This is a genomic window from Curtobacterium sp. MCLR17_044, from assembly GCF_003234435.1.
In the GTDB taxonomy this organism is placed as follows: domain Bacteria; phylum Actinomycetota; class Actinomycetes; order Actinomycetales; family Microbacteriaceae; genus Curtobacterium; species Curtobacterium flaccumfaciens.
The window spans coordinates 12724-38626 of record NZ_QKTC01000021.1 but is presented as its reverse complement, the minus strand read 5'-3'; the positions used below and the strand labels follow the sequence as shown (position 1 = coordinate 38626).

Annotated in this window: 25 protein-coding genes and 1 tRNA gene; 17 read left to right on the top strand and 9 right to left on the bottom strand. The window is 71.3% G+C overall.

Features of this window, described 5'->3' with window-relative positions; all coding sequences use genetic code 11:
• Positions 1-48 precede the first annotated feature (48 nt).
• From DEJ04_RS14970 to secA, 3 genes are all read left to right on the top strand, one after another.
• On the top strand, positions 49-711 hold the full coding sequence (locus DEJ04_RS14970; protein ID WP_146248736.1) for a ComF family protein: 663 nt from the start codon (positions 49-51) through the stop codon (positions 709-711).
• Between the two features lie 158 nt (positions 712-869).
• Positions 870-1580, top strand: coding sequence for a ribosome hibernation-promoting factor, HPF/YfiA family (gene hpf, locus DEJ04_RS14965; protein WP_071405776.1), 711 nt, complete (start codon positions 870-872; stop codon positions 1578-1580).
• A 170-nt stretch (positions 1581-1750) separates the two neighbouring features.
• Complete coding sequence (gene secA / locus DEJ04_RS14960; protein WP_111024364.1) at positions 1751-4531, top strand: preprotein translocase subunit SecA; 2781 nt, start codon at positions 1751-1753, stop codon at positions 4529-4531.
• A 143-nt stretch (positions 4532-4674) separates the two neighbouring features.
• Here secA and DEJ04_RS14955 read toward each other — a convergent pair whose 3' ends face one another.
• Positions 4675-5115, bottom strand: a complete 441-nt coding sequence (locus DEJ04_RS14955) for an Rv3235 family protein (RefSeq protein ID WP_111047598.1) — start codon at positions 5113-5115, stop codon at positions 4675-4677.
• Positions 5116-5233: 118 nt separating this feature from the next.
• On the opposite strand from DEJ04_RS14955, the gene DEJ04_RS14950 reads away from it, so the two are divergent.
• A complete protein-coding gene (locus DEJ04_RS14950) occupies positions 5234-6736 on the top strand; it encodes a sensor histidine kinase (protein ID WP_110865382.1) in 1503 nt (500 codons plus the stop codon).
• A 169-nt stretch (positions 6737-6905) separates the two neighbouring features.
• On the opposite strand, the gene DEJ04_RS14945 is transcribed toward DEJ04_RS14950, so the two are convergent.
• The gene (locus DEJ04_RS14945; RefSeq protein ID WP_017888820.1) at positions 6906-7154 is read right to left on the bottom strand and encodes a WhiB family transcriptional regulator; all 249 of its coding nucleotides are present in this window, start codon (positions 7152-7154) and stop codon (positions 6906-6908) included.
• A gap of 261 nt (positions 7155-7415) precedes the next feature.
• On the opposite strand from DEJ04_RS14945, the gene DEJ04_RS14940 reads away from it, so the two are divergent.
• Positions 7416-7847 (top strand): hypothetical protein, encoded by a 432-nt coding sequence (locus tag DEJ04_RS14940; protein WP_111047597.1) that lies wholly within the window; start codon positions 7416-7418, stop codon positions 7845-7847.
• A gap of 79 nt (positions 7848-7926) precedes the next feature.
• On the opposite strand, the gene bcp is transcribed toward DEJ04_RS14940, so the two are convergent.
• The gene (gene bcp / locus DEJ04_RS14935) at positions 7927-8397 is read right to left on the bottom strand and encodes a thioredoxin-dependent thiol peroxidase (RefSeq protein WP_027466512.1); all 471 of its coding nucleotides are present in this window, start codon (positions 8395-8397) and stop codon (positions 7927-7929) included.
• Positions 8398-8492: 95 nt separating this feature from the next.
• On the opposite strand from bcp, the gene DEJ04_RS14930 reads away from it, so the two are divergent.
• Positions 8493-8565: transfer RNA gene (locus DEJ04_RS14930), tRNA-Lys, on the top strand.
• A gap of 105 nt (positions 8566-8670) precedes the next feature.
• Here DEJ04_RS14930 and DEJ04_RS14925 read toward each other — a convergent pair.
• Positions 8671-9321 carry a YigZ family protein gene (locus DEJ04_RS14925; RefSeq protein WP_375334737.1) on the bottom strand — a complete coding sequence of 217 codons (651 nt, stop codon included), beginning with the start codon at positions 9319-9321 and terminating at the stop codon, positions 8671-8673.
• 101 nt (positions 9322-9422) lie between these two features.
• Here DEJ04_RS14925 and DEJ04_RS14920 point away from each other — a divergent pair, with 101 nt between their 5' ends.
• The 7 genes from DEJ04_RS14920 to DEJ04_RS14890 all read left to right on the top strand — a co-directional run bounded on the left by DEJ04_RS14920 (position 9423) and on the right by DEJ04_RS14890 (position 14552).
• Entirely contained in the window at positions 9423-9863 is a 441-nt protein-coding gene (locus DEJ04_RS14920) for a hypothetical protein (RefSeq protein WP_051596928.1), read from the top strand.
• Complete coding sequence (locus tag DEJ04_RS14915) at positions 9860-10321, top strand: ImmA/IrrE family metallo-endopeptidase (protein WP_071405780.1); 462 nt, start codon at positions 9860-9862, stop codon at positions 10319-10321. Before DEJ04_RS14920 ends, DEJ04_RS14915 begins: the two co-directional genes overlap by 4 nt.
• A complete protein-coding gene (locus tag DEJ04_RS14910) occupies positions 10318-11244 on the top strand; it encodes a hypothetical protein (RefSeq protein WP_111047596.1) in 927 nt (308 codons plus the stop codon). Before DEJ04_RS14915 ends, DEJ04_RS14910 begins: the two co-directional genes overlap by 4 nt.
• Positions 11245-11406: 162 nt before the next feature.
• Positions 11407-11619, top strand: a complete 213-nt coding sequence (locus tag DEJ04_RS14905; protein ID WP_027466517.1) for an SCO4848 family membrane protein — start codon at positions 11407-11409, stop codon at positions 11617-11619.
• A 156-nt stretch (positions 11620-11775) separates the two neighbouring features.
• A complete protein-coding gene (locus DEJ04_RS14900) occupies positions 11776-12453 on the top strand; it encodes a response regulator transcription factor (RefSeq protein WP_111047595.1) in 678 nt (225 codons plus the stop codon).
• Positions 12446-13843 (top strand): cell wall metabolism sensor histidine kinase WalK, encoded by a 1398-nt coding sequence (locus tag DEJ04_RS14895; RefSeq protein ID WP_111047594.1) that lies wholly within the window; start codon positions 12446-12448, stop codon positions 13841-13843. The genes DEJ04_RS14900 and DEJ04_RS14895 overlap by 8 nt, the downstream gene beginning before the upstream one ends.
• A gap of 49 nt (positions 13844-13892) precedes the next feature.
• Positions 13893-14552, top strand: a complete 660-nt coding sequence (locus DEJ04_RS14890; protein WP_146248735.1) for a PepSY domain-containing protein — start codon at positions 13893-13895, stop codon at positions 14550-14552.
• Between the two features lie 68 nt (positions 14553-14620).
• Here the strand turns inward: DEJ04_RS14890 and DEJ04_RS14885 are convergent, their stop codons facing one another.
• Positions 14621-14920 carry a hypothetical protein gene (locus tag DEJ04_RS14885; RefSeq protein ID WP_146237762.1) on the bottom strand — a complete coding sequence of 100 codons (300 nt, stop codon included), beginning with the start codon at positions 14918-14920 and terminating at the stop codon, positions 14621-14623.
• A 76-nt stretch (positions 14921-14996) separates the two neighbouring features.
• On the bottom strand, positions 14997-16529 hold the full coding sequence (locus DEJ04_RS14880) for an amino acid permease (RefSeq protein ID WP_111029500.1): 1533 nt from the start codon (positions 16527-16529) through the stop codon (positions 14997-14999).
• A 138-nt stretch (positions 16530-16667) separates the two neighbouring features.
• Here DEJ04_RS14880 and DEJ04_RS14875 point away from each other — a divergent pair, with 138 nt between their 5' ends.
• Entirely contained in the window at positions 16668-17831 is a 1164-nt protein-coding gene (locus tag DEJ04_RS14875; protein ID WP_111039907.1) for a mechanosensitive ion channel family protein, read from the top strand.
• A 123-nt stretch (positions 17832-17954) separates the two neighbouring features.
• Here the strand turns inward: DEJ04_RS14875 and DEJ04_RS14870 are convergent, their stop codons facing one another.
• Positions 17955-18143: a hypothetical protein gene (locus tag DEJ04_RS14870; protein ID WP_027466522.1), complete on the bottom strand. Its 189-nt coding sequence runs from the start codon at positions 18141-18143 to the stop codon at positions 17955-17957.
• A gap of 93 nt (positions 18144-18236) precedes the next feature.
• Here DEJ04_RS14870 and DEJ04_RS14865 point away from each other — a divergent pair, with 93 nt between their 5' ends.
• Entirely contained in the window at positions 18237-19388 is a 1152-nt protein-coding gene (locus DEJ04_RS14865; protein WP_111047612.1) for an SLC13 family permease, read from the top strand.
• Between the two features lie 39 nt (positions 19389-19427).
• Here the strand turns inward: DEJ04_RS14865 and DEJ04_RS14860 are convergent, their stop codons facing one another.
• Together DEJ04_RS14860 and DEJ04_RS14855 are read right to left on the bottom strand one after the other, a co-directional pair.
• Positions 19428-20399 (bottom strand): magnesium transporter CorA family protein, encoded by a 972-nt coding sequence (locus DEJ04_RS14860; RefSeq protein ID WP_111047592.1) that lies wholly within the window; start codon positions 20397-20399, stop codon positions 19428-19430.
• A 97-nt stretch (positions 20400-20496) separates the two neighbouring features.
• Positions 20497-23289 carry a hypothetical protein gene (locus DEJ04_RS14855; RefSeq protein WP_111047591.1) on the bottom strand — a complete coding sequence of 931 codons (2793 nt, stop codon included), beginning with the start codon at positions 23287-23289 and terminating at the stop codon, positions 20497-20499.
• A 235-nt stretch (positions 23290-23524) separates the two neighbouring features.
• Here DEJ04_RS14855 and otsA point away from each other — a divergent pair, with 235 nt between their 5' ends.
• Positions 23525-25117, top strand: coding sequence for an alpha,alpha-trehalose-phosphate synthase (UDP-forming) (otsA, locus tag DEJ04_RS14850; RefSeq protein WP_071405817.1), 1593 nt, complete (start codon positions 23525-23527; stop codon positions 25115-25117).
• Positions 25110-25892 carry a trehalose-phosphatase gene (gene otsB / locus DEJ04_RS14845; RefSeq protein WP_111047590.1) on the top strand — a complete coding sequence of 261 codons (783 nt, stop codon included), beginning with the start codon at positions 25110-25112 and terminating at the stop codon, positions 25890-25892. The genes otsA and otsB overlap by 8 nt, the downstream gene beginning before the upstream one ends.
• Positions 25893-25903: the final 11 nt, after the last annotated feature.

Here is a 25903-nt window from a genome sequence, read left to right as displayed (position 1 = left end):
GGCACGCCGGCCCACCGCCGTCGTCCGGTCACCACCACAGTCGTGGGCATGCCCCCTGACGACGCCCCCACCCCGTGGCGTGACGCCCTGCTCGCCGTGCTCGGGCTCTTCCTGCCAGTCGCCTGCCTGGGCTGCGGCCGCCCGGACCGCGCGCTCTGCCCACCGTGCCGCGCGGCGCTCGACGCACGGCCCCGGCGGGTCCGGCTGGTCGCCGGCGTCCGGCTCGACGCGGCCTTCGAGTACGAGGGGCTGGTCCGCACCCTGGTGCTCGAACTCAAGCTCCGGGGCCGGGTCGACGTCGCCCGTCCGCTCGGCGTCCGCTTCGGTGTCCTCGTCCGCGCGGCGCTCGCCGCGGCCCCGGACGGCACCGTGGTGCTCCGGGTTCCGCCGTCCCGCGCGGGTGGCCGACGCCGTGGGTTCGACCCGGTGGTGCTGCTGCTCGCCCGTGGTGGTGTCCGGCACACGGGGCGCCTCGGCCGGACCCCTGCCGGACGACGGCGATCCGGACCGGGGCAGAAGGAGCGGTCGGCGGTGGAACGCGTCGCCGCGACCGTCGGGACCCTGCGGGCGACCGGTGTCGACGGCCGCGACGTCGTGCTCGTCGACGACGTCGTGACGACGGGCGTCACGATGGCCGAGGGCGTCCGAGCGGTGCGGGCGGCGGGCGGTCGGGTGGTGCGCTGCGTCGCCGTGGCGAGCGTCGACGACTGATGCTCGGTGAACACCCGGTGGCCGCTGTGTGTCCGGTGAGTGTCCGGCGGACTCGCCGCCTCCCCGTGACGCCGAGGGTGCGCCGGGTCTAGCCTCGCGACAAGGCGTTCGGGTCGCCGGACGGAGGCGACGCGCCGACACTGGATGGGAGCCGCCACATGGACGTGACGATCACGGGCCGGAACGTCGGGGTCACCGACCGTTTCCGCACCTACGTCGAACAGAAGTCCGAGAAGATCGACGTGCTCGCCGACCGCGCCCTCGCCTTCGAGGTGCGCATCAGCCGCCACCACGAGAAGTCGAGCGGCAGCCAGGGCGAGGACCGCGTGGAGCTCACGCTGATCGGACCGGGGCCGCTCGTACGGGCCGAGTCCGCGGCGTCGGACAAGTACGCCGCCTTCGACCTCGCCTTCGCGCGGATCATGGAACGCCTCCGTCGGGCGCGTGACCGCCGCAAGGTGCACCACGGCCGGCACCGCCCCACCTCGGTCGCCGAGGCCGCCGGCAGCGGCTTCGACGGCATGGGCGTCGTCCCGGCCGACGGCAAGCTCATCGAGGACGTCGCGACCGGTGCCGTCCCGGTCGTCGATCAAGAGGCCGCCGAGGACGAGAACGAGGTCTACAGCCCGGTCGTCATCCGGCACAAGGTCTTCGAGGCCGCCCCGATGACGGTCGACGACGCCCTGTACTACATGGAACTCGTCGGGCACGACTTCTACCTGTTCCTCGACGCCGAGACCCGCCGTCCGAGTGTCGTCTACCGACGCAAGGGCTGGGACTACGGCGTGATCGGCATCGACGAGGTGCCCGCAGGCCAGGCGCCGGCTGCGGTCGACACCGACGCGGAGCGCGCAGCCGCGATCGCCTGATCCGACTCGGGGCCTCCGGTCCCGCACCGTGTGCGCGGTCCGTTCGCGGGCCGCGCACACCCGTGTCCGCGACAGCCGCGCCGCTCACAGCGCCGTGGGTTCGCGGGTTGCTAGCATGACTGGTCGATCGGGCGTGCAGGTCGCGCGCGACGACCTCGTAAGGAGTTCACGTGGCAAACGTGCTGGAGAAGGTCCTCCGCATCGGCGAAGGACGAACCCTCCGCCGGCTGAAGGCGTACGCCTCGGCCATCAACGACCTCGAGGACGACTTCTCGAGCCTCACCGACGAGGAACTCCACGACGAGACCAAGGAGCTGCGCGAGCGGTACGCCAACGGCGAGACCCTCGACGACCTCCTGCCCGAGGCGTTCGCCGCCGTGCGTGAAGCCGCGAAGCGGACCCTGGGCATGCGGCACTTCGACGTGCAGCTCATGGGTGGTGCGGCACTGCACCTCGGCAACATCGCCGAGATGAAGACCGGTGAGGGCAAGACCCTCGTCGCGACGACCGCCGCGTACCTCAACGCGATCCCGTCGCGCGGCGTGCACGTCATCACGGTCAACGACTACCTGGCGTCGTACCAGTCCGAGATCATGGGCCGCGTCTTCCGCGCGCTGGGCATGACCACCGGCTGCATCATCGCGAACCAGACCCCGGCCGAGCGCCGCGAGCAGTACGCCGCCGACATCACGTACGGCACCAACAACGAGTTCGGCTTCGACTACCTGCGCGACAACATGGCGTGGCAGGCCTCCGACATGGTGCAGCGCGGCCACTTCTTCGCCGTCGTGGACGAGGTCGACTCGATCCTCATCGACGAGGCCCGCACGCCGCTCATCATCTCCGGTCCGTCCTCGGGCGAGGCCAACCGCTGGTTCACCGAGTTCGCCTCGATCGCCAAGCGCCTCACCCCGGGCGAGGACTACGAGGTCGACGAGAAGAAGCGCACCGTCGGTGTCCTCGAGCCCGGCATCGAGAAGGTCGAGGACTACCTCGGCATCGAGAACCTGTACGAGTCGGCGAACACCCCGCTCATCTCGTTCCTGAACAACTCCATCAAGGCCGTCGCCCTGTTCAAGAAGGACAAGGACTACGTCGTGATGAACGGCGAGGTGCTCATCGTCGACGAGCACACCGGCCGCATCCTGATGGGCCGCCGCTACAACGAGGGCATCCACCAGGCGATCGAGGCGAAGGAAGGTGTCGAGGTCAAGGCCGAGAACCAGACCCTCGCCACCGTCACGCTGCAGAACTACTTCCGCCTCTACCAGAAGCTCTCCGGCATGACCGGTACCGCCGAGACCGAGGCGGCCGAGTTCATGTCGACCTACAAGCTCGGCGTCGTGCCCATCCCGACGAACAAGCCGATGCAGCGCATCGACCAGACCGACCTCGTCTACAAGAACGAGAAGGCGAAGTTCGAGCAGGTCGCCGAGGACATCGCGGAGCGCCACGAGAAGGGCCAGCCCGTCCTCGTCGGCACCACGAGCGTCGAGAAGTCCGAGTACCTGTCGAAGCTCCTCGCCAAGCAGGGCGTCAAGCACGAGGTCCTCAACGCGAAGAACCACGCACGTGAAGCCGCGATCGTCGCCCAGGCCGGTCGCTTCGGCGCCGTGACCGTCGCGACGAACATGGCCGGTCGTGGTACCGACATCATGCTCGGTGGCAACGCGGAGTTCCTCGCCGTGCAGGAGATGCACGCCAAGGGCCTGTCGCCGACCGAGACCCCCGACGAGTACGAGGCCGAGTGGGACGACGTGTTCGCCCGGGTCAAGGCCGAGGTCGAGGAAGAGGGCGACAAGGTCCGCGCCGTCGGCGGCCTGTACGTGCTCGGCACCGAGCGCCACGAGTCACGCCGCATCGACAACCAGCTGCGTGGTCGTTCCGGCCGCCAGGGTGACCCGGGCGAGAGCCGCTTCTACCTGTCGCTGACCGACGACCTGATGCGCCTGTTCAACTCCGGTGCCGCCGAGAGCCTCATGGGCCGCTCGAACGTGCCGGACGACCTGGCGATCGAGAACAAGCTCGTCGGCCGTGCGATCCGTTCCGCCCAGGCGCAGGTCGAGGGCCGCAACGCCGAGATCCGCAAGAACGTCCTGAAGTACGACGACGTCCTGAACCGCCAGCGCGAGGCGATCTACAGCGACCGCCGCCACATCCTCGAGGGCGACGACCTGCACGACCGCGCGCAGTCGTTCCTCAAGGCCGTCATCGACGACGTGATCGACAGCCACACCGGCGAAGGCTCCCCGGACGACTGGGACCTCGACGCCATGTGGACCGAGCTCGGCACGCTTTACCCGATCTCGATCTCCATCGACGAGGTCATCACCGAGGCCGGCTCGAAGGGCAAGGCATCGCGTGACTTCCTGGCCCGCGAGATCCTCTCCGACGCCAAGCTGGCCTACCAGCAGCGCGAGGAGCTCCTCGGCGACGAGGCGATGCGTGAGCTCGAGCGTCGCGTGGTGCTCTCGGTGATCGACCGCCGCTGGCGCGACCACCTGTACGAGATGGACTACCTCAAGGACGGCATCGGCCTCCGCGCGATGGCGCAGCGCGACCCGCTGGTCGAGTACCAGCGCGAGGGCTACGCCCTGTTCCAGACGATGATGGGGCAGATCCGCGAAGAGTCCGTGGGCTACCTCTTCAACCTCGAGGTCCAGGTGCAGTCCGACGGCGAGAACGCGGTGATCGAGGCCAAGGGTCTCGGCGAGGACGAGGTCTCCGGCCTCGAGTACTCGGCACCGTCGATCGACGGCGAGGTCGAGGTCCGCGACGAGAAGGGTCGCCTCGAGCAGGCCGCGACCGCTCGTGCGCAGCGCGCCCAGGCCGAGGCCGAAGCGGCCGCCGAGCCGGAGCAGGGCTCCGCGTTCGGCAACGCGGCCACCGCCTCCGGTCAGGCCGCGGCGAGCAACCGCGCCGAGCGTCGCCAGGCGGCCAAGAAGAACTAGCGTCTGCGCGCGAGCGCATCGTGAGCAGGAATGGTCGGGTCCCACATCGGGACCCGACCATTTCTGCTCACCGAGCGTGACCGCCGACGGACGGGAGGCCCGGTGCCAGCTGGCACCGGGCCTCCCGTCCGTCCGCGGCCCGGCTACAGGACCCCGATCGCGGTCGCCTGCCACCGTCCGTGTCGCTCTTCGAGCCGCATGGCGACCGCCCGAGCGTGACTGCGCGCGTGCACGACCACCGTCGCCTCGGCGACGCCCGCCGCGGGGCGGCAGACGAGCACGCTGCCGACCCGGAGCACCGGGCGCCCGCGTGGGCGCCGCCCGGAGCCCCGGGCATGCGCGGCGACCGCGGCGCGCTGCTGCAGGTGGCGCTGCACGTCATCGCTGATCCAGCGGGCGATGCTGTCGACCTCCCGCGCGCCGGTGAGCACCTCGGCGACGCAGAGCCCGAGCGCCCGTGCGGTCGTCGCCGGGTCCGGGGGACCGGTCACCACGGCGGGCTCCGGCGCCGGCTCGACGATCCGCAGCGGCGGTGGGTGCGCCGTCGTCGTCTCGTGATCGATGCGGCGTGCCTGCTCTGCCACCCCTGCCCCTTCCGTCGTTGGAGCGAGCGTATGGGGCGTGCGACATACGAAATACACACCGGTCTACCCTGTGGAGAGGGCGACGTTCTCCACAAGGCAGCGGACCTAGACTGGCTGGGTGTCGACCCTCAGTGACCTCGTCCTCGCGCAAGGCCGTTCCTCGGAAGCAGACGTGGAGTGGCTCCACCTGCTCGTGGGGGACTGGCAGCTCCTCGCCGACCTGTCCTTCGCCGACATGGTGCTCTGGGTCCCGACCGCCGAGGACGGCTCGTTCGTGGCCGTCGCCCACGCCCGGCCGAGCTCCGCGGCGACGCTGTTCTACCGGGACATCGTCGGCCAGGAGATCCGCGAGGAGTGGCGCGGCCAGGTGACCGAGAGCTTCGCCGGATCACGGGTCGTCGACTCCGCCGAGCCGGACTGGTACGAGGACACCCCGACCCGTGTCCGCGCGATCCCGGTGCTCCGCCGCCTGAGCGCGAAGAGCGCCGAGACGACCGAGCGACCGATCGCCGTCGTCACCCGGCACTCCAACCAGGACGAGATGCGGACCCCGAGCCGCCAGGAACTCAACTTCACCGCGAGCGCGAACGACCTGTTCGGCATGATCGCCACCGGTGACTTCCCCGACCTCGGTGCACCGGCGGGCCCCCGTCGTGGGGCGCCCCGTGCCAGCGACGGTCTGCTGCGGCTCGACACCGCCGGCATCGTCACGTTCGCGAGCCCGAACGGTCTGAGCGCGTTCAACCGGATGGGCTTCGAGGGCGAGCTCGAGCGGAAGTCCCTCGCCGAGGTCACCACCGAGCTCATCGGCGCCCAGCTCGACGTCGACGAGTCCCTGCCGCTCGTCGTCACCGGCCGCGCACCGTGGCGGGCGGACATCGAGTCGAAGGGCGTCACGGTGTCGCTCCGCTCGATCCCGCTCCGCGACCACGGTGAGCGCATCGGTGCCATCGTGCTCTGCCGCGACGTGTCCGAGCTGCGGCACCAGGAGCGTGAGCTCATCACCAAGGACGCCACGATCCGCGAGATCCACCACCGCGTGAAGAACAACCTGCAGACGGTGGCGTCCCTGCTGCGGATCCAGGCGCGTCGCACGCACTCGGACGAAGCGCGGACCTCGCTGCAGAACGCCATGCGTCGCGTCGCCGCCATCGCCGTCGTGCACGACACCCTGTCGAGCGGCCTCAGCCAGACGGTGGACTTCGACGAGGTGTTCGACTCGGTGCTCAAGCTGGTGACCGAGGTCGCCGCGTCGCACAACACCACCGTGCACCCGAAGAAGACCGGCGAGTTCGGCGTGCTGCCCTCCGAGGCCGCGACGCCGCTCGCGCTCGGCCTCACCGAACTCGTGACGAACGCCGTCGAGCACGGGCTGGACGGCCGCGACGGCGAGGTCGAGATCGTCGCCCGCCGCTTCGACGACCACCTGGAGATCGAGGTCCGCGACAACGGCGTGGGGCTCCCCGAGGGCAAGGTCGGCTCGGGCCTCGGCACGCAGATCGTCCGCACGCTCATCCAGGGTGAGCTCGGCGGCACCATCGACTGGCACACCCTGACGGGCAGCGGCACCGAGGTGACGATCACCATCCCGTTCCGCTGGCTGACCGCCCCCGCCGCCTGACGCCGCCCGGCGGTTCGAGTCCGCAAGACACCGGTGTTCACCGGTCGAACACCCGCGTTCCGGTGTTCGACGCGTGAACACCGGTGTTCTGCAGAACCCGCACCGCGCTCACGACGACGCCCGCCGCCCCCGAGGGGACGACGGGCGTCGTGGTGTCAGACGACCGGGGTCAGGACGCGCGGCGAGCGCGGGCGGCGCGACGCTTCAGCGCACGACGCTCGTCCTCGCTGAGACCACCCCAGACACCCGAGTCCTGGTTGTTCTCGAGTGCGTACTGCAGGCACATCTCGGTGACCGTGCAACGCGCACAGACCGACTTGGCCTTCTCGATCTGGTCGACGGCGGGCCCGGTGTTCCCGACGGGGAAGAAGAGCTCGGGGTCTGCGGTGAGGCAGGCAGCCTTGTCACGCCAGTCCATGTGTGGTGCTCCTTGATGTCGATGCTCGAACGGCAGGCCGGGGCCGTGGTTCGGGGGATCGGACCGCTGACCATGCATGCGGCATGGAGGGGACAACTGTGGGGAGGAGTCCGCAGGAAGCGTGTCTGACGCCCGCGAGACGCTCGGGGGAGGAGCGATGAACCACGGGAGACGCACACCACATCGTGCCGTCCAAACGACCTCCAATATCGTTCCATACTGGTAGGGCCAAATCAAGGGTTCCGATGCTGGAGGATCACTGTGCACGACGACACCCCGAACGACACCGAACCCTCCACGCCCGTCGCGCGCCGGTCGCCGGCGATGCTGGGGCTGCTCGCCGTGGTCGGCCTCGAGTTCCTCGCGCTGGTGGTCGTGACCATCGTCCTGATCGTCGAACTGGTCGTCGCCCCGGCCACGAGCATCGCGTCCGGCATCGCCCTCACCGTCCTCGTCGCCGTCGCTGCGCTCTGGCTCGGCGCGCTGCTGAACGGCCTGTGGCAGGGCCGGGCGTGGGTGCGCTCCGGCATCATCGTCTGGCAGGTCCTGCAGGGTGCCATCGCGATCGGGGCGTTCCAGGGTGTCTTCCGCGTCGCCGCGGTCGGCTGGGTGCTGCTCGTCCCGGCCCTGCTCGGCATCACGCTGGTGCTGTCGCGGTCGGTGACGGCGGCGCTCGCGCGTCCGGCCGAGTAGACGGTCTGGTCCGCCACGCACTGGAGGCCCGGTGCCGGTTCTCGGAACCGGCACCGGGCCTCCAGTGCGTGGCCGGCCCTCAGACCAGGCCGAGCTTCTTCCGCAGGCTCGCCACGTGCCCGGTGGCCTTGACGTTGTAGAGCGGCAGCTGCACGGTGCCGTCCTCGTCGACCACGATCGTGGACCGGATCGTGCCGGTGACGATCTTGCCGTAGTTGTTCTTCTCGCCCCAGGCCGCGTAGGCCTTGTGCACGGCGAGGTCGGGGTCGCTCAGCAGCGGGAAGGTCAGTGCCTGCTCGTGCTGGAACGTCTTGAGCTTCGCCTGCTCGTCCTTCGAGACGCCGAGGACCTCGTAGCCGGCGGCCTGCAGCGAGGACATGTTGTCGCGGAAGTCGCAGGCCTCGGTGGTGCAGCCCGGGGTGGACGCCGCCGGGTAGAAGTACACGATGACCTTCTTCCCGCGGAGGGCAGCGAGGGAGTGCTCGACGCCGTCCTGGTCGGGCAGCGTGAAGTCGGGGGCGGTGTCGCCGGGAACGAGACGGTCGGTCATGGTGCTCCTGTTCGCGTCGTGTGCCCGCGAGTGGTCGTGGGCGCGCGAAACCCATGCTATTGTTGATTCCCGTTGCGGCACGGAAGCCGGAACATGCACCTCTAGCTCAATTGGCAGAGCAACTGACTCTTAATCAGTGGGTTCTCGGTTCAAGTCCGAGGGGGTGCACCGCAAGACGAACGCCCCGGCTCATCGAGTCGGGGCGTTCGTGCGTTCCGGGCAGGTTTCCACGCCGATGCCGAGACACGCCCGAGGTGTGCAGGAACTGCGAATTCAGTCGGCGCGGACGTCGACGATCCGCTCCTCGCCGATGACGGGTTCGAGCGAACCGGCCGACGCGGCGGCGAGGTCGGCGGTCAGGGCGCCGAGCGCCTCGTGGGGGACCCACACCTCGAAGGTCGCCGCCTGCCCGTACTCGGTCGGGCCGAGCGTCGCGTGGTGGTGCCGGACCCAGTCGCGCAGCACGTTGTCGAGCCGCCCGGCGTCGGCGTGGTCGACGTCGAAGCGCACCTGCGTCAATGCCTCGCGACGGACGAGGAGCGCCGTGTCGAGCGCCTCGGACACCGAGGTCGAGTAGGCCCGGACCAGTCCGCCGGCACCGAGCTTCACCCCGCCGAAGTACCGCGTGACGACCGCGACGACGTCGGTCAGCCCGCGGCGTCGCAGGACCTCGAGCATCGGGACGCCCGCGGTGCCGGAGGGCTCCCCGTCGTCCGAGGAACGGGCCTGGTCGCCGAGCACGCCGGTGACCATCGCCGTGCAGTTGTGCCGGGCGTCCCAGTACCGCCGGCGGACCTCGGCGATCACGCGGTCGGCGTCCTCGACCCCGGTCACCGGCGCGACGGTGGTGATGAACCGCGACTTCGTGATGACGATCTCGTGCTCGACCGGTGCCGCGACGGTGGCGGGGAAGCGGCGGGGCATGCCCACGAGGGTAGCGGCGCGCGTGCCGGGCACCCGCGCTAGCATGGCGTCCACGCGCCGGACCCACAGGTCGCGCGGACACGGCTGGGGAGGAGTCCGAGATGGACACGGGTGATCTGAAGGGCGGGGCGCTCGACGCCGCCGAGCTCGCGCGCCGCCTCAACCTGCTCCTCGACTTCGAGGAGTCGCAGCGTGGCGCCCCGGTGCCGTTCTCCTCGATCGAGGAGTACGTCGCGGCGCACGGCGGGTCGCTGTCGCGGGCGAAGTGGACCTACATGCTCTCCGGCGACGGCCGCCGCAACCGCGACACCGAGCTCCTGCGCCTGCTGGCCGGGTACTTCGAGGTCGACGAACGCTTCCTGCTCGAGGACAGCGAGGTACCGGAACGGATCGGTGCCCAGCTCGCCCTCGTCCGGTCCCTGCGGTCCGCCCGCGTGAGCGGCTTCGCGGCCCGGACCTTCCCCGGTGAACTCTCACCCGACGCGCTGCGGCGCATCGCCGAGGTGCTCGAGGAGGAATCACAGCGGGGGAGCGTCGCATGACCGACGCCCTCGTCGAGGCGTTCTGGGCTCGTGGTGCCGCCGAGGGGTGGTCGGACGTCGACCAGGCCGTCGCCGCCGCCGCTGACGTCGTCGGCAAGCCGATCGTGGTGCGCGAGGAGTCGTTCCTGGCCGCCGAACCGGTGTGTGGCTTCGTGGCCACCCTCGAGCACGCGCACCTGGTGATGATCTCGCCGACGACCTCGCCGACGTTCCGCTCGTTCGTGATCGGGCACGAGCTCGGGCACGTCCTGCACCGGCACCAGGAGCACGCCCCGCAGAGCGCCTACATCCGTGACGTCATCCCCGACCTGCCCGAGTACAAGGTCGAGCGTGCGCTGGCCCGGGGGATGTTCTCGAACACCTACGAGCACGAGGCCGAGGTCTTCGCCGACCGCCTGGCCACCGTGATCCGCCAGCACCGCGGCCGCCCGAGCGCCTTCCGCGGGGTCTTCGGGTGATCATCGCCGTCGTCCAGGCGGTGCTGCTCATCGTCGGGACGATCGTGCTGTTGGTCCTGCAACGCGGGCAGGACCGCACCCTGGCGTTCACGTTCCTGCTCTTCGCCGCCACCATCGTGACGAACGTCGACCCGCTGTACCGGTGGCTCGACCCGCTGCTCGGCGGGTTCAACGTCGTCACCGTCATCAGCGACTGCCTCATGGTGGCCGGCACGAGCACGCTGCTGTGGGGCGTGGCGAAGGCGGTCGGCGCGGCGCGGCCCTGGCTCCGGAACGCGGTCGTGGTGTCCTTCGCCGCGGTCGTCGTGGTGGTCGTCGTCGCGTTCACCGTGCTCGACAAGCCCGCGACCACGACGACCTTCATGCTCGACGCCGGCTCGCATCCGGCTGCCACCGTCTACTCGATCGCGCAGACCGTGTACCTCGGCGTGGCCCTCGGCGCGACGGGGTTCATCTGCGTGCTCCGGCTGCGCGAAGCCCGGACGACCACCGACCTGGTGGGGCTGTGGGTCCTGGTCCTCGGCGGGGTGCTCGGGGTCGTCCGCATGGTCGTGGTCGTCGTGATGGACGTCGCCCACGTCGTCGGCGACCTGGACGTCACGCACGCGCTCTCGCTGCCCTACGACATCACCACGCCGGGGGCCGTGCTGTGCGTGGCGTCCGGCATGCTCCTACTCGTCGTCGGGCACCGGATCTCCCGCCGCCGCCGTGCCCGCCGTGTGGACGATGCGCTCCGCCGCCTGGCACCGCTGCACGAACGGATCGGCGTGGACAACGCCTACCCGCCGACCGACGACCCCGCGACCCGGCTCAGCCGCCGCATCGTCGAGATCAACGACGGCGTCCGGGGTGCACGGGCGTCCCTGACCGACGCCGAGCGTGCCGCCCTCGCCGACGCCGAGGCCGCGCTCGAGACGGCGTAGTCCCTCGACGCTGCCGAACAGGCCGTGTACAGTCTGTAGCAAGTGCTACAGATCCTGTGGCCTGCCGGGTCGGGACTCGGCCGCGTTGGGGGCGGCCGAGCACCACCCGCCCGGCGTCGCCGGACCGGCATCGTCGCCGCGAACGTTCACTAGGATCGTCCCGTGCTCGTCTTCGCCGCAGTCGTCCTGTTCATCGGCGCCGTCTTCAACGTCGTCACCTGGCCGCGCTTCTTCCAGCGCGTCGCGAAGGACTCCCGTGCCCGCGACGCCGCCGGCAAGCCGACGACGTTCTACACGGTGCACCTCGTGCTCCTGCTCATCGCGCTGGCGATCGCCGTCGCGTCCGTGATCGCCGGGATCCTGCTGCTGGTCTGAGCCCGCCGGGTCGGCGCGGCCCTGGTCCGGACCACCGCCCGACGGGAGGCCCGTGGCGGCGCCGCCACGGGCCTCCCGTCCGCCCGGGCACCGTCGCGAGCCGCGCTGGCGGGCCGCTTCAGCCCTGCTTCAGCGGGGCACGGCAGGATCGACCCCATGCGTGTGCTGGTGGTCGACGACGAGGTCCGGCTCGCCGACGGCGTGCGCCGCGGCCTCGAGGCCGAGGGGTGGGCCGTCGACGTCGCGAACGACGGCGTGGACGGCCTGTGGCACGCGCGTGAGTTCCGCTACGACGCGATCGTGCTCGACCTGATGATGCCCGGCCTGAGCGGCTGGGCCGTGTGCGCGCAGCTCCGCGCCGACGGCGACTGGACCCCCGTGCTCATGCTGACGGCCAAGGACGGCGAGTGGGACCAGGTCGAGGCGCTCGACGCGGGGGCCGACGACTACGTCACCAAGCCGTTCTCGCACCCGGTGCTCGTCGCACGGTTGCGGGCGCTCGTCCGACGGGGTGCCCGCGAGCGCCCCACCGTCCTGACGCTCGGCGACCTGGTGGTCGACCCCGCGGCGCGCACCGTGGTCCGCGGCGACACCCCTGTCGAGCTGACCAGCCGCGAGTTCGCCGTGCTCGAGTACCTCGCACGGCACCCGGGACAGGTCCGGTCGAAGCGCGACGTCATCGAGAACGTCTGGGACGTCGACTTCGAGGGCGACCCGAACATCGTCGAGGTGTACGTCGGGCACCTCCGCCGGAAGCTCGACCGACCGTTCGGGCGTGCCGCGATCGAGACGGTCCGGGGCGCCGGGTACCGCTTGGCGGCCGACGGTGGCTGAGCGGCCGGACCCCCGTGCGAGCGGAGCCGCACGAAGCAGGCCACGGCGCGCCCGTTCGGTCCGGGCCCGCACCACGCTCGGCGCCGGTGCCGTCGTCCTCGCGGCCCTGGTCATCGGTGCCGTCGCCTTCGTCGTCGTGCTGCGGCTCGTGCTGCTCGACGGCGTGCGGACCTCGGCCGAGGCGGGTCTCGAGCAGGTGTCCTCCCGGGTCGAGGCGGACGGTGCGGCCGCGGTGACCGGCTACGAGGACGTCCTGGTGCAGGTGATCGGCGACGGCGGGGCGGTCCTGGCGCACGGCGAGGACGCCGACGGGGACGCCCTCCCGATCGCCGACGAGTCCCGGTGGACCCACGACGGCGAACGCTGGTTGCTCGTGGCGGACGACGTGGACCTGCCCGGCGGCGGTGAGGCGACGCTCGTCTACGGCGCCACGCTCGACCAGGCCGACACCGCGGTCCGCACCGCCGTCGTGCTCCTCGCCGTGGGGGTGCCCGTGCTGGTGCTCCTGCTGGTCGCGGTCACCTGGGCCGTCACCGGGCGCTCGCTGCGGCCGGTGGAACGGATGCGCACCGAGGTCGAGACGATCCGGGCGGCCCGTCCCGACGCCCGGGTCGAGGTGCCGGACACCGGCGACGAGGTCGCCCGGCTCGCGAGCACCATGAACGCCATGCTCGACCGCCTCGAACGCTCCGCCGAGAGCCAGCGGCGCTTCGTGTCCGATGCCTCCCACGAACTCCGGTCGCCGATCGCGTCGATCCGGCAGCACGCCGAGGTCGCCGTCGCGCACCCGGAGCGGACCGAGGTGGCGGACCTCGCCGACGTCGTGCGGTCCGAGGCGGTGCGGCTGCAGGACCTGGTCACCGGGCTGCTCGAGCTCTCCCGCCTCGACGAGGGCGGGATCCGCACGCGGCGCCCCGTCGACCTCGACGACCTCGCGCTCGACGCGGTGGCCCGCGCGCGGGCACGGTCGACGGCGGGTGTCGCGCCCGAGCGGCACGGCGACGCGCCGGTGGTGCGGGTGGACGGCTCGGCGATCTCGGCAGCGCGGGTCCTCGGCGACGAGCGCGTGTTGGCGGGGGTGGTCCGGAACCTCGTCGACAACGCCGTCCGGCACGCGAGCACACGCGTTGCCGTGTCGCTCACCGAGCACGACGGGTCCGCGGTGCTCACGGTCGACGACGACGGCACCGGCGTCCCCGAGGACGAGCGCGAGCGGGTCTTCGAACGGTTCGTCCGTCTCGACGAGGCCCGCAGCCGGGACGCCGGCGGCGCGGGGCTCGGCCTCGCCATCGTCCGCGACGCCGTGCGGGCCCACGGCGGCGAGACGACGGTGGTCGCGTCCCCGCTCGGTGGCGCACGGTTCGTCGTCCGCATCGCACTCGGCGGCTGAACAGGCGGCTTCAGGGCTGCTTCAGCACCCCGACGCGATGCTCGTCCACATGAACTCCCGTACCCAGCACCAGAAGCCCTCCGCCCGCCGCATCGCCGCGTTCGCCGCCCTGCCGATCGTCGCGGCGCTCGCACTCACCGGCTGCGCCAGCGACGACTCCGACGACGACACCGGCTCGGCCGGCTCCGGCTCGGTCGGCTCGTCGGCCACGGACCCGGCCGGCACCGGCACCGGTACCGGCTCGTCATCGTCCGGCTCGGCGTCCTCCGGCTCGAACAAGGCCCTGCTCGCCGCCGTCGCCACCGCACGCGGTGAGGTCGGCTCGGGCACCGTCATCTCGGTCGAGCAGGAGCAGGGCGCCTCCGCCTACGAGGTCCTCGTCGTGACCAAGGACGGCACCGAGCACGAGGTGCACACGAACGCCGACGGCACCTCGGTCGCCGGCACCCCGCAGACCGAGGCCGCCGACGCGGACGACAAGGCCGAGCACGAGCGCTTCGTCGCCGCCGCCGACCTGAGCGTCAAGCAGGCCGTCGACGCCTTCCAGGACCTGCACGCGGGGACCGTGACCGAGCTCGGCCTCGACGACCACGTCGGCACGGTCGTCTGGGAGGGCGACGTGCTCGACTCGTCCGGCACCAAGCACAGCGTGCGCATCGACGCCGGCTCCGGTGACGTCGTCACCGACCGCGTCGACACCGACGACTGAGCCGGGCAGCCGGGCACCCGGGCAACGGGGCCCGGGCAACGGGGCAGCGGGCCCCGGCACCGGCGTCCTCAGGACTCCAGCGGCGGGCCGAGCACCTTCCGGATCGCCAGCGCAGCGAGCTGCTCGTCCGGGGTGTCGAGCAGCACCCGGTAGGTGTCCTGCCCGGCGAGGAACTCCACGCAGACGGCGTCCTCGTCGCACGGTCCGAGGCGCCACCCCTGCACCGCGTCCATCGGCACCACGGTGCGGGTCTCGCGCTGGTAGTCGGTCTCGGCCTCGAGACGATCCGCGAACACCCGGAGGCGTCCGTAGGCACCTCGCCAGCTGAGCTGCAGGTCGAGGGTGGGAGAAGGAGAGCGGTCCGGCACCCGCTGATGGTAGCGACGGGTGCCGGACCGCTCGTGTTCGGCGCTGGGGCCTTGCGTTCCGGGGACAAGCGGAGCGCTAGCTCCCGTCGCCGTCGCGTCGCACCGAGGCGGCGGGGTCGCGGACGCCGATCGGGTAGGGGCCGGTGACGCCCTCGCGCAGGGCGGCGATGCGCAGGATGCGGTCACGCTGCAGGAACCAGCCGACGACGAGCAGCGGGATGATGATGACGAGGGACGCGATGGTGTACGTGCCGACGGGGTAGTCGATCGCCATCAGGACGATGACCGAGGCGAGGAACGCCAGGGTCAGCCACGCCGTGACCGGCGCCCCGGGGAGCTTGAACGAGGGTTCCTTCGCGAGCCCTTGCTTGGCCCACTGGCGCAGTCGCATCTGGCACAGGATGATCGTGCCCCACGCGGTGATGATGCCGAGGCTGGCGATGTTCAGGGCGATCTCGAACGCCTGCTTCGGGACGAAGTAGTTCAGCACGACGCCCGCGACGGTGAACGCGGCGGTGAGCAGGATGCCGGCGTAGGGGACGCCGCCCTTCGACATCTTCGTGGTCCACTTCGGCGCCGAACCGTTCATGCCCATCGAGTGGAGCGCGCGTCCGGTGGAGTACAGGCCGGCGTTCAGCGACGACAGGGCGGCGGTGAGCACGACGAAGTTCATGATGCCGCCGACGATCGCGCCGACGTGCGGGTTGCCGAGCGACGAGAAGAACGTCACGAAGGGGCTCTCGCCCTCCTTGTAGGCCGTGTACGGCAGCAGCAGGGAGAGCAGGACGATCGACCCGACGTAGAAGACCGCGATGCGGAAGACGACGGAGTTGATCGCGCGCGGGATGACCTTCTCGGCGTTCTGCGTCTCACCCGATGCCGTGCCGACGAGCTCGATCGCGGCGTAGGCGAAGACGACACCCTGGATCACGATGACCGCGGGGAGCAGCCCGTTCGGGAACAGCCCGCCGTTGTCGCCCCAGATCGAGAAGCCGGTGCGCACGGCCTCGCCACCGGCCTCGACCGGGAACGCGAAGACGAGCCAGATGATCGCGACGACGAGGAACGCCACCAGTGCGGCGACCTTGATCAGGGCGAACCAGAACTCGAGCTCGCCGAACACCTTCACGGCGACCATGTTCGCCGCGAGGACGACGATCAGGGCGATCAGCGCCAGCAGCCACTGCGGCGCCGCGGTGAAGGCCGACCAGTACTGCAGGTAGATCGCGACCGCGGTGGTGTCCACGATCGAGGTCATCGCCCAGTTCAGGAAGTACATCCAGCCGGCGGCGTACGCGAACTTCTCGCCGTAGAACTCGCGGGCGTACGAGATGAACGATCCCGAGGACGGGCGGTGCAGCACCAGCTCGCCCAGGGCCCGCAGGATGAAGAAGGCGAAGATCCCGGCGACCAGGTAGGTCAGCGCGAGCGCGGGGCCCGCGGTGTGCAGGCGTGCACCGGCACCGAGGAAGAGGCCGGTGCCGATCGCGCCGCCGATCGCGATCATCTGCAGTTGCCGGGGCTTCAGACCGTGCTGGTAGCCCTCCTGCTCGTGCGAGAAGTCGTTCGCCGGCGCTCGGTTGCCACCCGTGTCGTTCTGCGCTGTCATGCGAGAGAACCTACATGCGCACCGGACCGGGGCGTCACGCAAAACCCGGTTCGGTCGAACCGCGGCGACTGAACGTCCGCACAGCCGACGGCGGCCCGAACCTGAACGACGACCGTCGTCCGTTGCTTGCATGGAGGGATGGACATCCTCCTCCGACTCCTCGTCGCGATCGGGTTCGCCCTGCTCGTCACCGCCGTCGTCGCCCTCGTCCTGCACCTGGTCCTCCGGGCGATCGCGCGCCGGGAACGCTGGGCCGGCGTGCTCTCGCGACGGACGAAGCACCCCTTCCGCACCGTGCTGCTGGTGGTCCTGCTCTGGATCGCGTTCACGTCGAGCATCCCGCGGAACCCCGACGCCTACCCGTGGCGCGACGAGGTCGCGCACGCGTTCCTGATCGTCACGATCGCGACCGGTTGCTGGCTCGCGTGCCAGGTCGCGATCTTCCTCGAGGACCTCGGGCTGCACCGCTTCCGCATCGACGTGCCCGACAACCGGCAGGCGCGTCGCATCCGCACCCAGGTGCTCATCATCCGGCGGCTCACCGTCGCCGTGCTCGTCATCATCGCGGTCGGCGCGATCCTGCTGACCTTCGACGGGGTCGAGGCCGCGGGCGCGAGCGTGCTCGCCAGCGCCGGCCTCATCTCCGTGGTCGCGGGCCTCGCCGCGCAGTCCACGCTCGGCAACGTGTTCGCCGGCATGCAGCTGGCGTTCTCCGGGTCGATCCGGGTGGACGACGTCGTCGTGGTCGAGCAGCAGTGGGGACGGATCGAGGAGATCACGCTGACCTACGTCGTCGTGCACCTGTGGGACGACCGTCGGTTCGTGCTGCCGTCGACGTACTTCACGAGCACGCCGTTCGAGAACTGGACCCGGACCGGCAGCGAACTGCTCGGTGCCGTCGAGTTCGACCTCGACTGGCGGGTGAGCCCGGCCGACATGCGGGCGGAGCTCGACCGGATCCTCGACACCTCGACGATCTGGGACCGCCGGGTCAAGGTGCTCCAGGTCACGGACGCCGTCGGGGGACTGGTCCGGGTCCGCATCCTCGTGACGGCACCCGACGCCGGCGGCCTGTTCGACCTCCGCTGCTACGTCCGCGAGGAGATGGTCGAGTGGATCCAGCGCACCCACCCGGACGCCCTGCCGGTCCAGCGGGTGCAGCTCACCGAGCCGGGTGCGGCGGCACCGCGCCGCCGCGGACGCCCGGCAGAGGGGGACTCGCAGCTGTTCGGTGACGACGAGCGCGGCGCGCTCTTCACCGGACCGATCCAGACGTCCGGCATCCCGGAGTCCGAGCGCTGACCCGGTGACGTGACCGCGTGCCGTGCACGGGACGGACGACGGACGGGAGGCACGGTGCCAGCTGGCACCGTGCCTCCCGTCCGTCAGGCCGGTCGCGTCTGCAACCGCCTGCCGCGTCTGGACCTACTGGCGCGCCTTGACCGCGCGGTCGTCCTCGACGACCGTGCCGATCGCCACGATCGTCGTGGCGAGCCACGCGACCCAGGTCAGCGCGAGCCGCCAGTCACGCGGTCCCTGGCGGGTGGTCTGCAGCACGCTGTAGCCGCTGATGAGCGAACTCCACACCGCACCGTTGAACATGAACTTGCGCACAGAGGCCTCCTGTCGTCGTGCTGACAACGCTACCGGCCCGTACATTGGAGCGCCGCCGGTCACCCTGCCGCGGTGTCTGCCGGAGGAGTGTTCGTGCGTCAAGCGGTCATCGGAGCGGCCCTGCTCGTGGTCGGCGCGGTCTGCGTCGTGTTCGGGCTGCTGCCCCTCGACGACCTCGCCGTGCTCGCCGACCGGGTCCTGCCGGTCCTCGGGTTCGTGCTCGGGCTGACCGTCGTCGCCGAGCTCGCCGCGGACGCCGGGGTGTTCGACCGCCTCGCCGACGTCGCCGCCCGGGTCGGTGGCGGACGCACCATCGGCCTCTGGGGCGCGGTCGTCGTGCTCGCCGTGCTCTGCACCGTCTTCCTGTCGATCGACACCACCGCGGTGCTCCTCACCCCCATCGTGATCTCGCTCGCGCGGCGTGTGGGACTGCCCCCGATGCCGTTCGCCCTGACCACGGTCTGGCTCGCGAACACGGCCTCGATGCTGCTGCCGGTGTCGAACCTGACGAACCTGCTCGCCGTCGACCGGATGGGGCTCGGCGGCCCGCTGCCGTTCGCCGGGCTGATGGCCTGGCCCGCGGTCGCCGGGGTGGTCGTGCCGTGCGTCGTCCTGCTCGTGGTGTTCCGCGGCAAGCTGTTCGGCCGCTACTCGCCGGTGTCCGTCCGCACGCCGAAGGACCCGGTGTTCTTCTGGGCGGCCTCCGCGGTGCTCGTCGCGCTCGTCGTCGCCCTGACGGCCGGGGTGACCGTGTGGATCGCCGCGGTCCTGGCCGCCGTGGTGCTCGTCGTGGTCGCGGCGTTCCGGTCACCGTCCGAACTCCGGGTGTCCCGCGTGCCGTGGTCGACCCTGCTGTTCGCCGCCGGGCTGTTCGTGGTGGTCGAGGCGCTGCACACGACGGGCATCACCGACCCGATCGTGCACGCGCTGCAGGGCGGCACCGGGACCGGCCCGCTGCTGCTGCTCGGCGGCGCGGGCGCGGTCGCCGCGAACAGCATCGACAACCTGCCGGCGTACCTGGTGCTCGAACCGGCCGCCGGGCACGAGGCCGTCCGGTACGCGGCGCTGCTCATCGGCGTCAACGCCGGCTGCCTCATCACGCCGTGGGCCTCGCTCGCGACGCTGCTGTGGCACGCACGGCTGTCGGCCGAGGGCGTGCACCTGTCCTGGGGCCGGTACATGGCGCTCGGGTGCGTCGTCGCGCCGCTCACCGTCGTCGCCGGGGTCCTGGCGCTCGCGCTCTGACGCCGGCGGAGCCCGGTGCCGAGCCGGTGCCGTGCGCGGTCAGAGCCAGTCGCGGGTCTTGAAGACGCGGTAGAGCACGAGCGACGACGCGGTGATGATCGCGAGCGAGGCCCAGAGACCACTCCAGGCGCCCTCGCCCGGGAACTCCACGTTCTGCCCGAAGAAGCTCGTCACACCGGTCGGGATCGCGATGATCGCCGCCCAGCTCGTGACCTTCTTCATGACGGTGTTCTGCCGGTTCGACGCCAGGTTCAAAGTCGTGTCGAGCACGCTCGACACGGCGTCACGGAGCTGTTCGACGGAGTCGGCGATCGAGACCAGGTGGTCCTCGACGTCGCGGAAGTACGGCCGGATGCCGTTCGAGATCGTCTCCGCGTCACCGTGCAGCAACGAGGCGACGCTGTCCCGCGTCGGGACGACCAGTCGCCGGAGCACCCCGAGGGTCTTGCGGAGCCGGAACGACCGCCGCTGGATCTGCTGCTCGCGGGGGTCGCCCGGTTCGAACAGATCGTCCTCGAGCGCATCGATCTGTCGTTCGAGGTCCTCGACGGTGTCGGTGGCCCGGTCGACGACCGCGTCGAGCAGCGCCCAGACGAGCCAGGGCACGCCGTGTTCGGCGATGTCGGAGTTCGCCGTGAGCCGGTGCTCCATCGGGGTCGTGTCGACGTCGGACCCGTGGATGGTGACGAGCGCCCGTTCGGTGACGAAGGCCTTGACCTCGTGTGTGATCAGGTCACCCTCGTCGTCCGTGCCGCCCATGTCGTAGACGACCAGGAACAGGCTGTCCCGGTACCGGTCGAGCTTCGGCCGCTGTCCGTGCTCGACGGCGTCCTCGACCGCGAGCGCGTGGATGCCGAGCTCCTCCTCGATCTGCTCGAGGTCCGCCGCCGTCGGGTCGGTGTAGTCGATCCAGACGAAGGTGTCCGGGTCGGCGACGAGGTCGGAGATCCGGTCGACGGGGAAGTCCCGTTCGACCGTGTCGCCCTTGCACCACGCCCGTGTCCTGACCATGCTCGTCAGCCTACTGAGACGGCCGACCCGGGAGATCCGGGTCGGCCGTCGTGGTGCTGCGGAGCCGTCAGCCGGCTCCTGCTCAGCCGGCTCCTGCTCAGTAGGCGGAGACGAGCTTGCCGTCCTCCACCTTCAGGTACTGGTTCACACTGAACGAGTCCTCGCCGCGCTTCTTGTCGCCGAGGTACGAGGTGTAGTTGTACGACACGCTCCCGTCCTTCGTGCTCGTCACCATCACGGTGCCGGCGCGGGACGCCTCGACCTCCAGCTCGGGCATCGACGTGACGTCGTACTGCACGCCGCCGTCGGCGTCGTAGGGCCCGTACCAGGGGCAGCCGCTCAGGGCCCGGAGCTCGGTCTTCTCGGCGCAGTCGTCGATGAGGTCGGTCACGTACTGCTCGGCGTCCTGCTCGAGTGCCTTGGTCGCCTTCGGCGCGAAGTCGACGTAGCCCGACGTGACCGCACCCACGGCGACCTTCTCGGTGCCGCCGGTGAAGTACTTCGTCCCGCCGACCGAGACCTGGTAGGTGCCGGGGTAGGCGAGGGACGTGAACTTGCCGTCGCTGATCTTCCCGATCTCCTTGCCGCCGACGGTCACCGGAGCGCCCTCGAGGACGTCGGAGGCCGTCAGGGTGACCTGCTGGGCCAGCGGCTGCGTGACACGCCACTCGTCCTTCACCAGGAACGAGGTGCCCGTGCGCCGCAGCGACACCTGGCCGGAGCGGTTCTTGCCGTCCTGGGTGTAGCTCAGGGTGGCGATGGCGGTGTCACCGGTCCGGGCGACCCGGCCGACGCGGATGTCCGACGGGCGGTCCTTCGCGCTCCCGAGCACCTTCGAGTCGAGCATCGCCGCGTCGTCGGGGATCTCGCTCAGGTCGGCGGCGGTGTCGGCGTCACCGCTGGCGATGGCCTGCACGTAGGACTTCACGGTCGGCGCCGGACCCCAGACGTTGGCGCGGAGGACGCTCGTCGTGACCGCACCGGCGATGACGACGACGATCACGGCGCCACCGGCGATGAGCGAACGGACCAGGATCTTCTTGGCCCGCGGGGACATCGGTGCCGGAGCCGGGGCACCACCGCCGATGAACGGCTGCGACCCGTCGGCCGGTTGTGCGCCGTACGGGGGCTGCGTGCCGTAGGGCGGCTGCGACCCGGCCGCCGGCTGCGCGCCGGAGATCGACTGCACGCCGTACGCGGGTTCCTGGGCAGGCCCGGCCGGCGGGTACGGCACGTGCTGGTCAGCGGTCGGGGGAGTGTTCCACGCGGCGGCAGCCGGCGCGTCCGCGGCGACGGGCGCGCCGGGTGCAACGGGAGCGCCGGGTGCGACGGGAGCACCGGGCGCGGCCGGGTCGACGGTCGCGGTGGGCGCCAAGGGAGCACCCTGGCCGGCGGCGGGCCCGGCCTGGCCGGCGGCGGGCCCGGCCGGGAACGCCGGCGGCACGACGGGGCGGGGGTCCGCTCCGACCAGGCGGGACGTCCGGAGCACCACGGCTCCGCCGAGGCGGGGCAGGAGCACCGGGGCGAGGTACCGGGCGACGACCTCGATCGCGCCGCCCCACAGGGCGAAGACGATCGGCGTCCACGGCGCGATGCCGATCGACCCCGAGCCGTCCACGGAGCTCGTGCTGCTCACCTGGTACGAGACGACGCCGGTGCCGAGGACGAAGCAGAGCAGACCGAGTGCGAACCACACCAGCGGCGTGACGACCCAGTCGAGCGTGGTGCGGATCCGGTCGTTGCGGCGGACGGCGAGGGCGAGCCCGGCCGCGACCGAGGTGACGACGACGAACAGCACGACGAGCCAGGTCCAGCCGCCGGCTCCGCCGAACACCGAGGCGGTGTCGCTGGCGGACCCGAAGCCGGACGTCCCCACACCACCGAAGAACCCGAGCGCGACCAGTCCGATCGCGACGTTGCCGAGCAGCAGCGGCAACGCGGAGCCGTAGGACGGCTGGGCGATCAGGGCGACGACGATGACGACGAGGGCGACCAGCACGACGAGGACCGTGAGCTGCGACGCCGCGATCCGGAGCGTGCCGAGCAGGCGGGCGGTGAAGACGTTGCGCCCGGCGAGGACGGAGGGCCAGGCGAGGAGTGCCGCCAGGGCCCCGATGACGAACGCACCGATGATGCTGCCGAGACCGACGGCGTGCACCGGCTCGATGACCGCGCCGGACACCGACGGGAACCGGATCGCGAAGAGGCCAGCGGCGACGTTCGTGAGCACGGTGGTGACGAGGCCGGAGACCACCGCGGTGACGAGCACCTGCGTGCGGCCGAGGCCACGCGTGCGGATCCGGCGGGTGAGCACGGCGGCCAGGACGACCTGCGCGGCGAGCACCAGCGCGGGCACCACGGCGAGCGAGCCCGAGCCGGAACCGAGGAACCCGATCGACCCGGACAGGTGCAGTCGGCCGAGGTCGGCGAGGGCCACGAGCTGCGCCGGCGCACCGAGCAGGACGCTCACGCCGGAGAGCAGCGACTCCACGTCGGGGGCCGAGCCCGCGCCGAGGTCGGTGCCGGACCCGGCGGACGGAGCGGCCGACCCGCTGCCGCCCGACGCGAGCAGTCCGACGGTGATGAGCAGCGAGAGCCCGGCGACGACGTAGGCCGCGACCCAGCCGCCGACGGCGGCGAGCACGGCCGCCAGCCAGTCGCGACCGGACACGGACCGCAGGAAGCGACCGAACGCATCGGACGGCTGCGCGGCGGGGGCGGGCTGACCCGTCCACTGCTGCGGGCCTCCAGGCTGCTGCTGCCAGGCGGGCTGGCCGTTCCAGGCGGGCTGGCCGGCACCGGGCTGGCCCGATCCGGGCTGGCCGGCACCGGGCTGGCCCGGACCGGGCTGCGACGGCGGGACGGGCTGGTTGGGCGGGTTCTCGCTCACGGCTGGGGGTCCTCTCCGACCGGGAGGCCGGCGCCGCACTCCAGCACCCGTGTCCCCCCGACACGTGCCTGCAGCGTAGCGGAACCGCCGATCCGCCGTGAATGCGCTGTCCCCACGCTGGTAACTTCGGCAGCGCGCCCGGCGCACCACGCCGGCCGTCGCACCCGTCGCACCCGACGCACGACGCACCGACGCACCCGGCCCCGGCCGGGCGGAACGGAGATCACACCACCCCATGCCTGCAGACCGCACCGAACAGACCCGCTACTCGTTCGTCGTCGCCTCCAACCGACTCCCGGTGGACCGCGTCGTCGACCAGGACGGCAACGAGGGCTGGCGGCACTCGCCGGGTGGCCTCGTCACCGCCCTCGAACCCGTGATGCGCGCGAACGACGGAGCCTGGGTCGGCTGGGTGGGGCAGGCCGAGGTCGAGGTCGCACCGTTCGACAACGAGGGCATCCACATCGTCCCCGTCCCGCTCTCCGACGACGACGTCGAGGAGTACTACGAGGGCTTCAGCAACGACACGCTCTGGCCGCTGTACCACGACGTCATCGAGCACCCGAGCTACCACCGTGACTGGTGGAACGCGTACAAGCGCGTGAACGAGCGCTTCGCCGCGCAGATCGCCGAGATCGTCGAGCAGGACGGCATCGTCTGGGTGCAGGACTACCAGCTGCAGCTCGTGCCGGCCCTGCTCCGCGCCAAGCGCCCCGACCTGACGATCGGCTTCTTCAACCACATCCCGTTCCCGCCGGTCGGCATCTACGCGCAGCTGCCGTGGCGTGCGCAGATCCTCGACGGACTGCTCGGCGCCGACGTCATCGGCTTCCAGCGCCACGACGACGCCAGCGACTTCCTCCGAGCGGTCCGCCACATCAAGGGCTACACGACCAAGGGCACCACGATCGACGTCCCGGTGGACGACCCAGCGGCCCCGCGCAGCCGCAAGGGCATCACGGTCCGCCACGTCGAGGCCAGGCACTTCCCGATCTCCATCGACGCCGAGAGCTTCGAGGCGATCGCCCGCAAGCCCGAGGTGCAGGAGCGTGCGCGCGAGATCCGCGAGAGCCTCGGCAACCCGAAGACGGTGCTGCTCGGCGTCGACCGGCTCGACTACACCAAGGGCATCCGCCACCGCATCAAGGCCTTCGGCGAGCTGGTGGAGGACGGCCGCATCGCGGTCGAGGACGCCACCCTGATCCAGGTCGCGAGCCCGAGCCGCGAGCGTGTCGACTCGTACGCGGCGCTCCGCGACGAGATCGAGCTGAGCGTCGGCCGCATCAACGGCGACCTCGGCGTCATCGGCCACCAGCCGATCTCGTACCTGCACCACGGCTACCCGCGCGAGGAGATGGTGGCGCTCTACCTGGCCGCCGACATCATGCTCGTCACGGCGCTGCGCGACGGCATGAACCTCGTCGCGAAGGAGTACGTCGCCGCCCGCTTCGACAACGACGGGGTGCTCATCCTGTCCGAGTTCGCCGGCGCCGCCGACGAGCTCAAGCAGGCCGTGATCGTCAACCCGCACGACATCGGTGCGCTCAAGGACTCGATCGAGCGCGCCATCCAGATGCCGCGTCGCGAGCGGTCGACGCGCATGCGCGCGCTCCGCAAGCGCGTCCGCGACAACGACGTGGCGCGCTGGTCGCGCTCGTTCCTCGAGGCGCTCGACCGGCACGCGCCGCGGAACGCCCAGATCGACCCGTCCGCCGCCGACCCGCGCGAGCAGCACCGTGAGGCGCAGACCGACAACATGTCGATCTTCGACCAGGACGCCCAGTCCGCCAGGGCTGCCGAGGACACCCGGGAGGCACGTGATGACTGAGACCACCACCGACCAGTCCGCCATCGACGCGGCCCTCGAGACGCTCGCGGCTGCGCCGCGACTGATCGTCGCCCTCGACTTCGACGGCACGCTGGCCCCCTTCGCCGACGACCCCTCGCAGGTCGGCGCGCTGCCCGGGTCGTGGGCCGCGGTCCTGACCCTGCACCGTGCGAAGGACACCGAGGTGGTGCTCGTGTCCGGGCGCCCCCTCGGCAGCCTGGCCGCGGTGACCCACGCACCGGAGGACATGGCGCTCGTGGGCTCGCACGGCGTCGAGTGGCGCGTGGACGGCCACGACGAGGCCGCGCTCAGTGACGACGAGGTCGAGCGTGTGGCACGGATCGGTGCGGCGCTCGACGAGGTCGGCGAACGGTTCCCGGGCGTCGTCATCGAGCACAAGCCCGCCGGGCACGGGGTGCACACGCGCCGTGTCTCCGCCGAGGTCGCGGCCGAGGCGAACGCGGCGGCGAGCCGCGCGGCGCACGAGGCCGACCCCGAGGTGCTCGAGCGCGGTGGCAAGGACATCGTCGAGTTCGCGGTGCGCCACGTCACGAAGGGCGACGCGATCGCCCGGCTCCGCGAGCTGCACGGTGCCGACGCGGTGTTCTTCGCCGGCGACGACGTCACCGACGAGGACGCCTTCCGCGTGCTCGGCGACGGCGACGTCGGGGTGAAGGTCGGGCCGGGGGAGACCCGGGCCGGGTACCGCATCGCCGACCCGGCGGCCCTGACCGGCGTCCTGAAGCAGCTGGCGAGGCTCCGCGCCACCCGCTGATCGCGGCCCCG

What these genes read in the sequence shown, in the direction of transcription:
- DEJ04_RS14970 (WP_146248736.1), top strand. Translation starts at nt 49, where the DNA reads ATGCCCCCTGACGACGCCCCCACCCCGTGGCGTGACGCCCTGCTCGCC.
- hpf (WP_071405776.1), top strand. Translation starts at nt 870, where the DNA reads ATGGACGTGACGATCACGGGCCGGAACGTCGGGGTCACCGACCGTTTC.
- DEJ04_RS14945 (WP_017888820.1), bottom strand. Translation starts at nt 7,154, where the DNA reads ATGGACTGGCGTGACAAGGCTGCCTGCCTCACCGCAGACCCCGAGCTC.
- bcp (WP_027466512.1), bottom strand. Translation starts at nt 8,397, where the DNA reads ATGACCGACCGTCTCGTTCCCGGCGACACCGCCCCCGACTTCACGCTG.
- DEJ04_RS14925 (WP_375334737.1), bottom strand. Translation starts at nt 9,321, where the DNA reads ATGCCCCGCCGCTTCCCCGCCACCGTCGCGGCACCGGTCGAGCACGAG.
- DEJ04_RS14920 (WP_051596928.1), top strand. Translation starts at nt 9,423, where the DNA reads ATGGACACGGGTGATCTGAAGGGCGGGGCGCTCGACGCCGCCGAGCTC.
- DEJ04_RS14915 (WP_071405780.1), top strand. Translation starts at nt 9,860, where the DNA reads ATGACCGACGCCCTCGTCGAGGCGTTCTGGGCTCGTGGTGCCGCCGAG.
- DEJ04_RS14900 (WP_111047595.1), top strand. Translation starts at nt 11,776, where the DNA reads ATGCGTGTGCTGGTGGTCGACGACGAGGTCCGGCTCGCCGACGGCGTG.
- DEJ04_RS14890 (WP_146248735.1), top strand. Translation starts at nt 13,893, where the DNA reads ATGAACTCCCGTACCCAGCACCAGAAGCCCTCCGCCCGCCGCATCGCC.
- DEJ04_RS14880 (WP_111029500.1), bottom strand. Translation starts at nt 16,529, where the DNA reads ATGACAGCGCAGAACGACACGGGTGGCAACCGAGCGCCGGCGAACGAC.
- DEJ04_RS14875 (WP_111039907.1), top strand. Translation starts at nt 16,668, where the DNA reads ATGGACATCCTCCTCCGACTCCTCGTCGCGATCGGGTTCGCCCTGCTC.
- DEJ04_RS14860 (WP_111047592.1), bottom strand. Translation starts at nt 20,399, where the DNA reads ATGGTCAGGACACGGGCGTGGTGCAAGGGCGACACGGTCGAACGGGAC.
- otsA (WP_071405817.1), top strand. Translation starts at nt 23,525, where the DNA reads ATGCCTGCAGACCGCACCGAACAGACCCGCTACTCGTTCGTCGTCGCC.
- otsB (WP_111047590.1), top strand. Translation starts at nt 25,110, where the DNA reads ATGACTGAGACCACCACCGACCAGTCCGCCATCGACGCGGCCCTCGAG.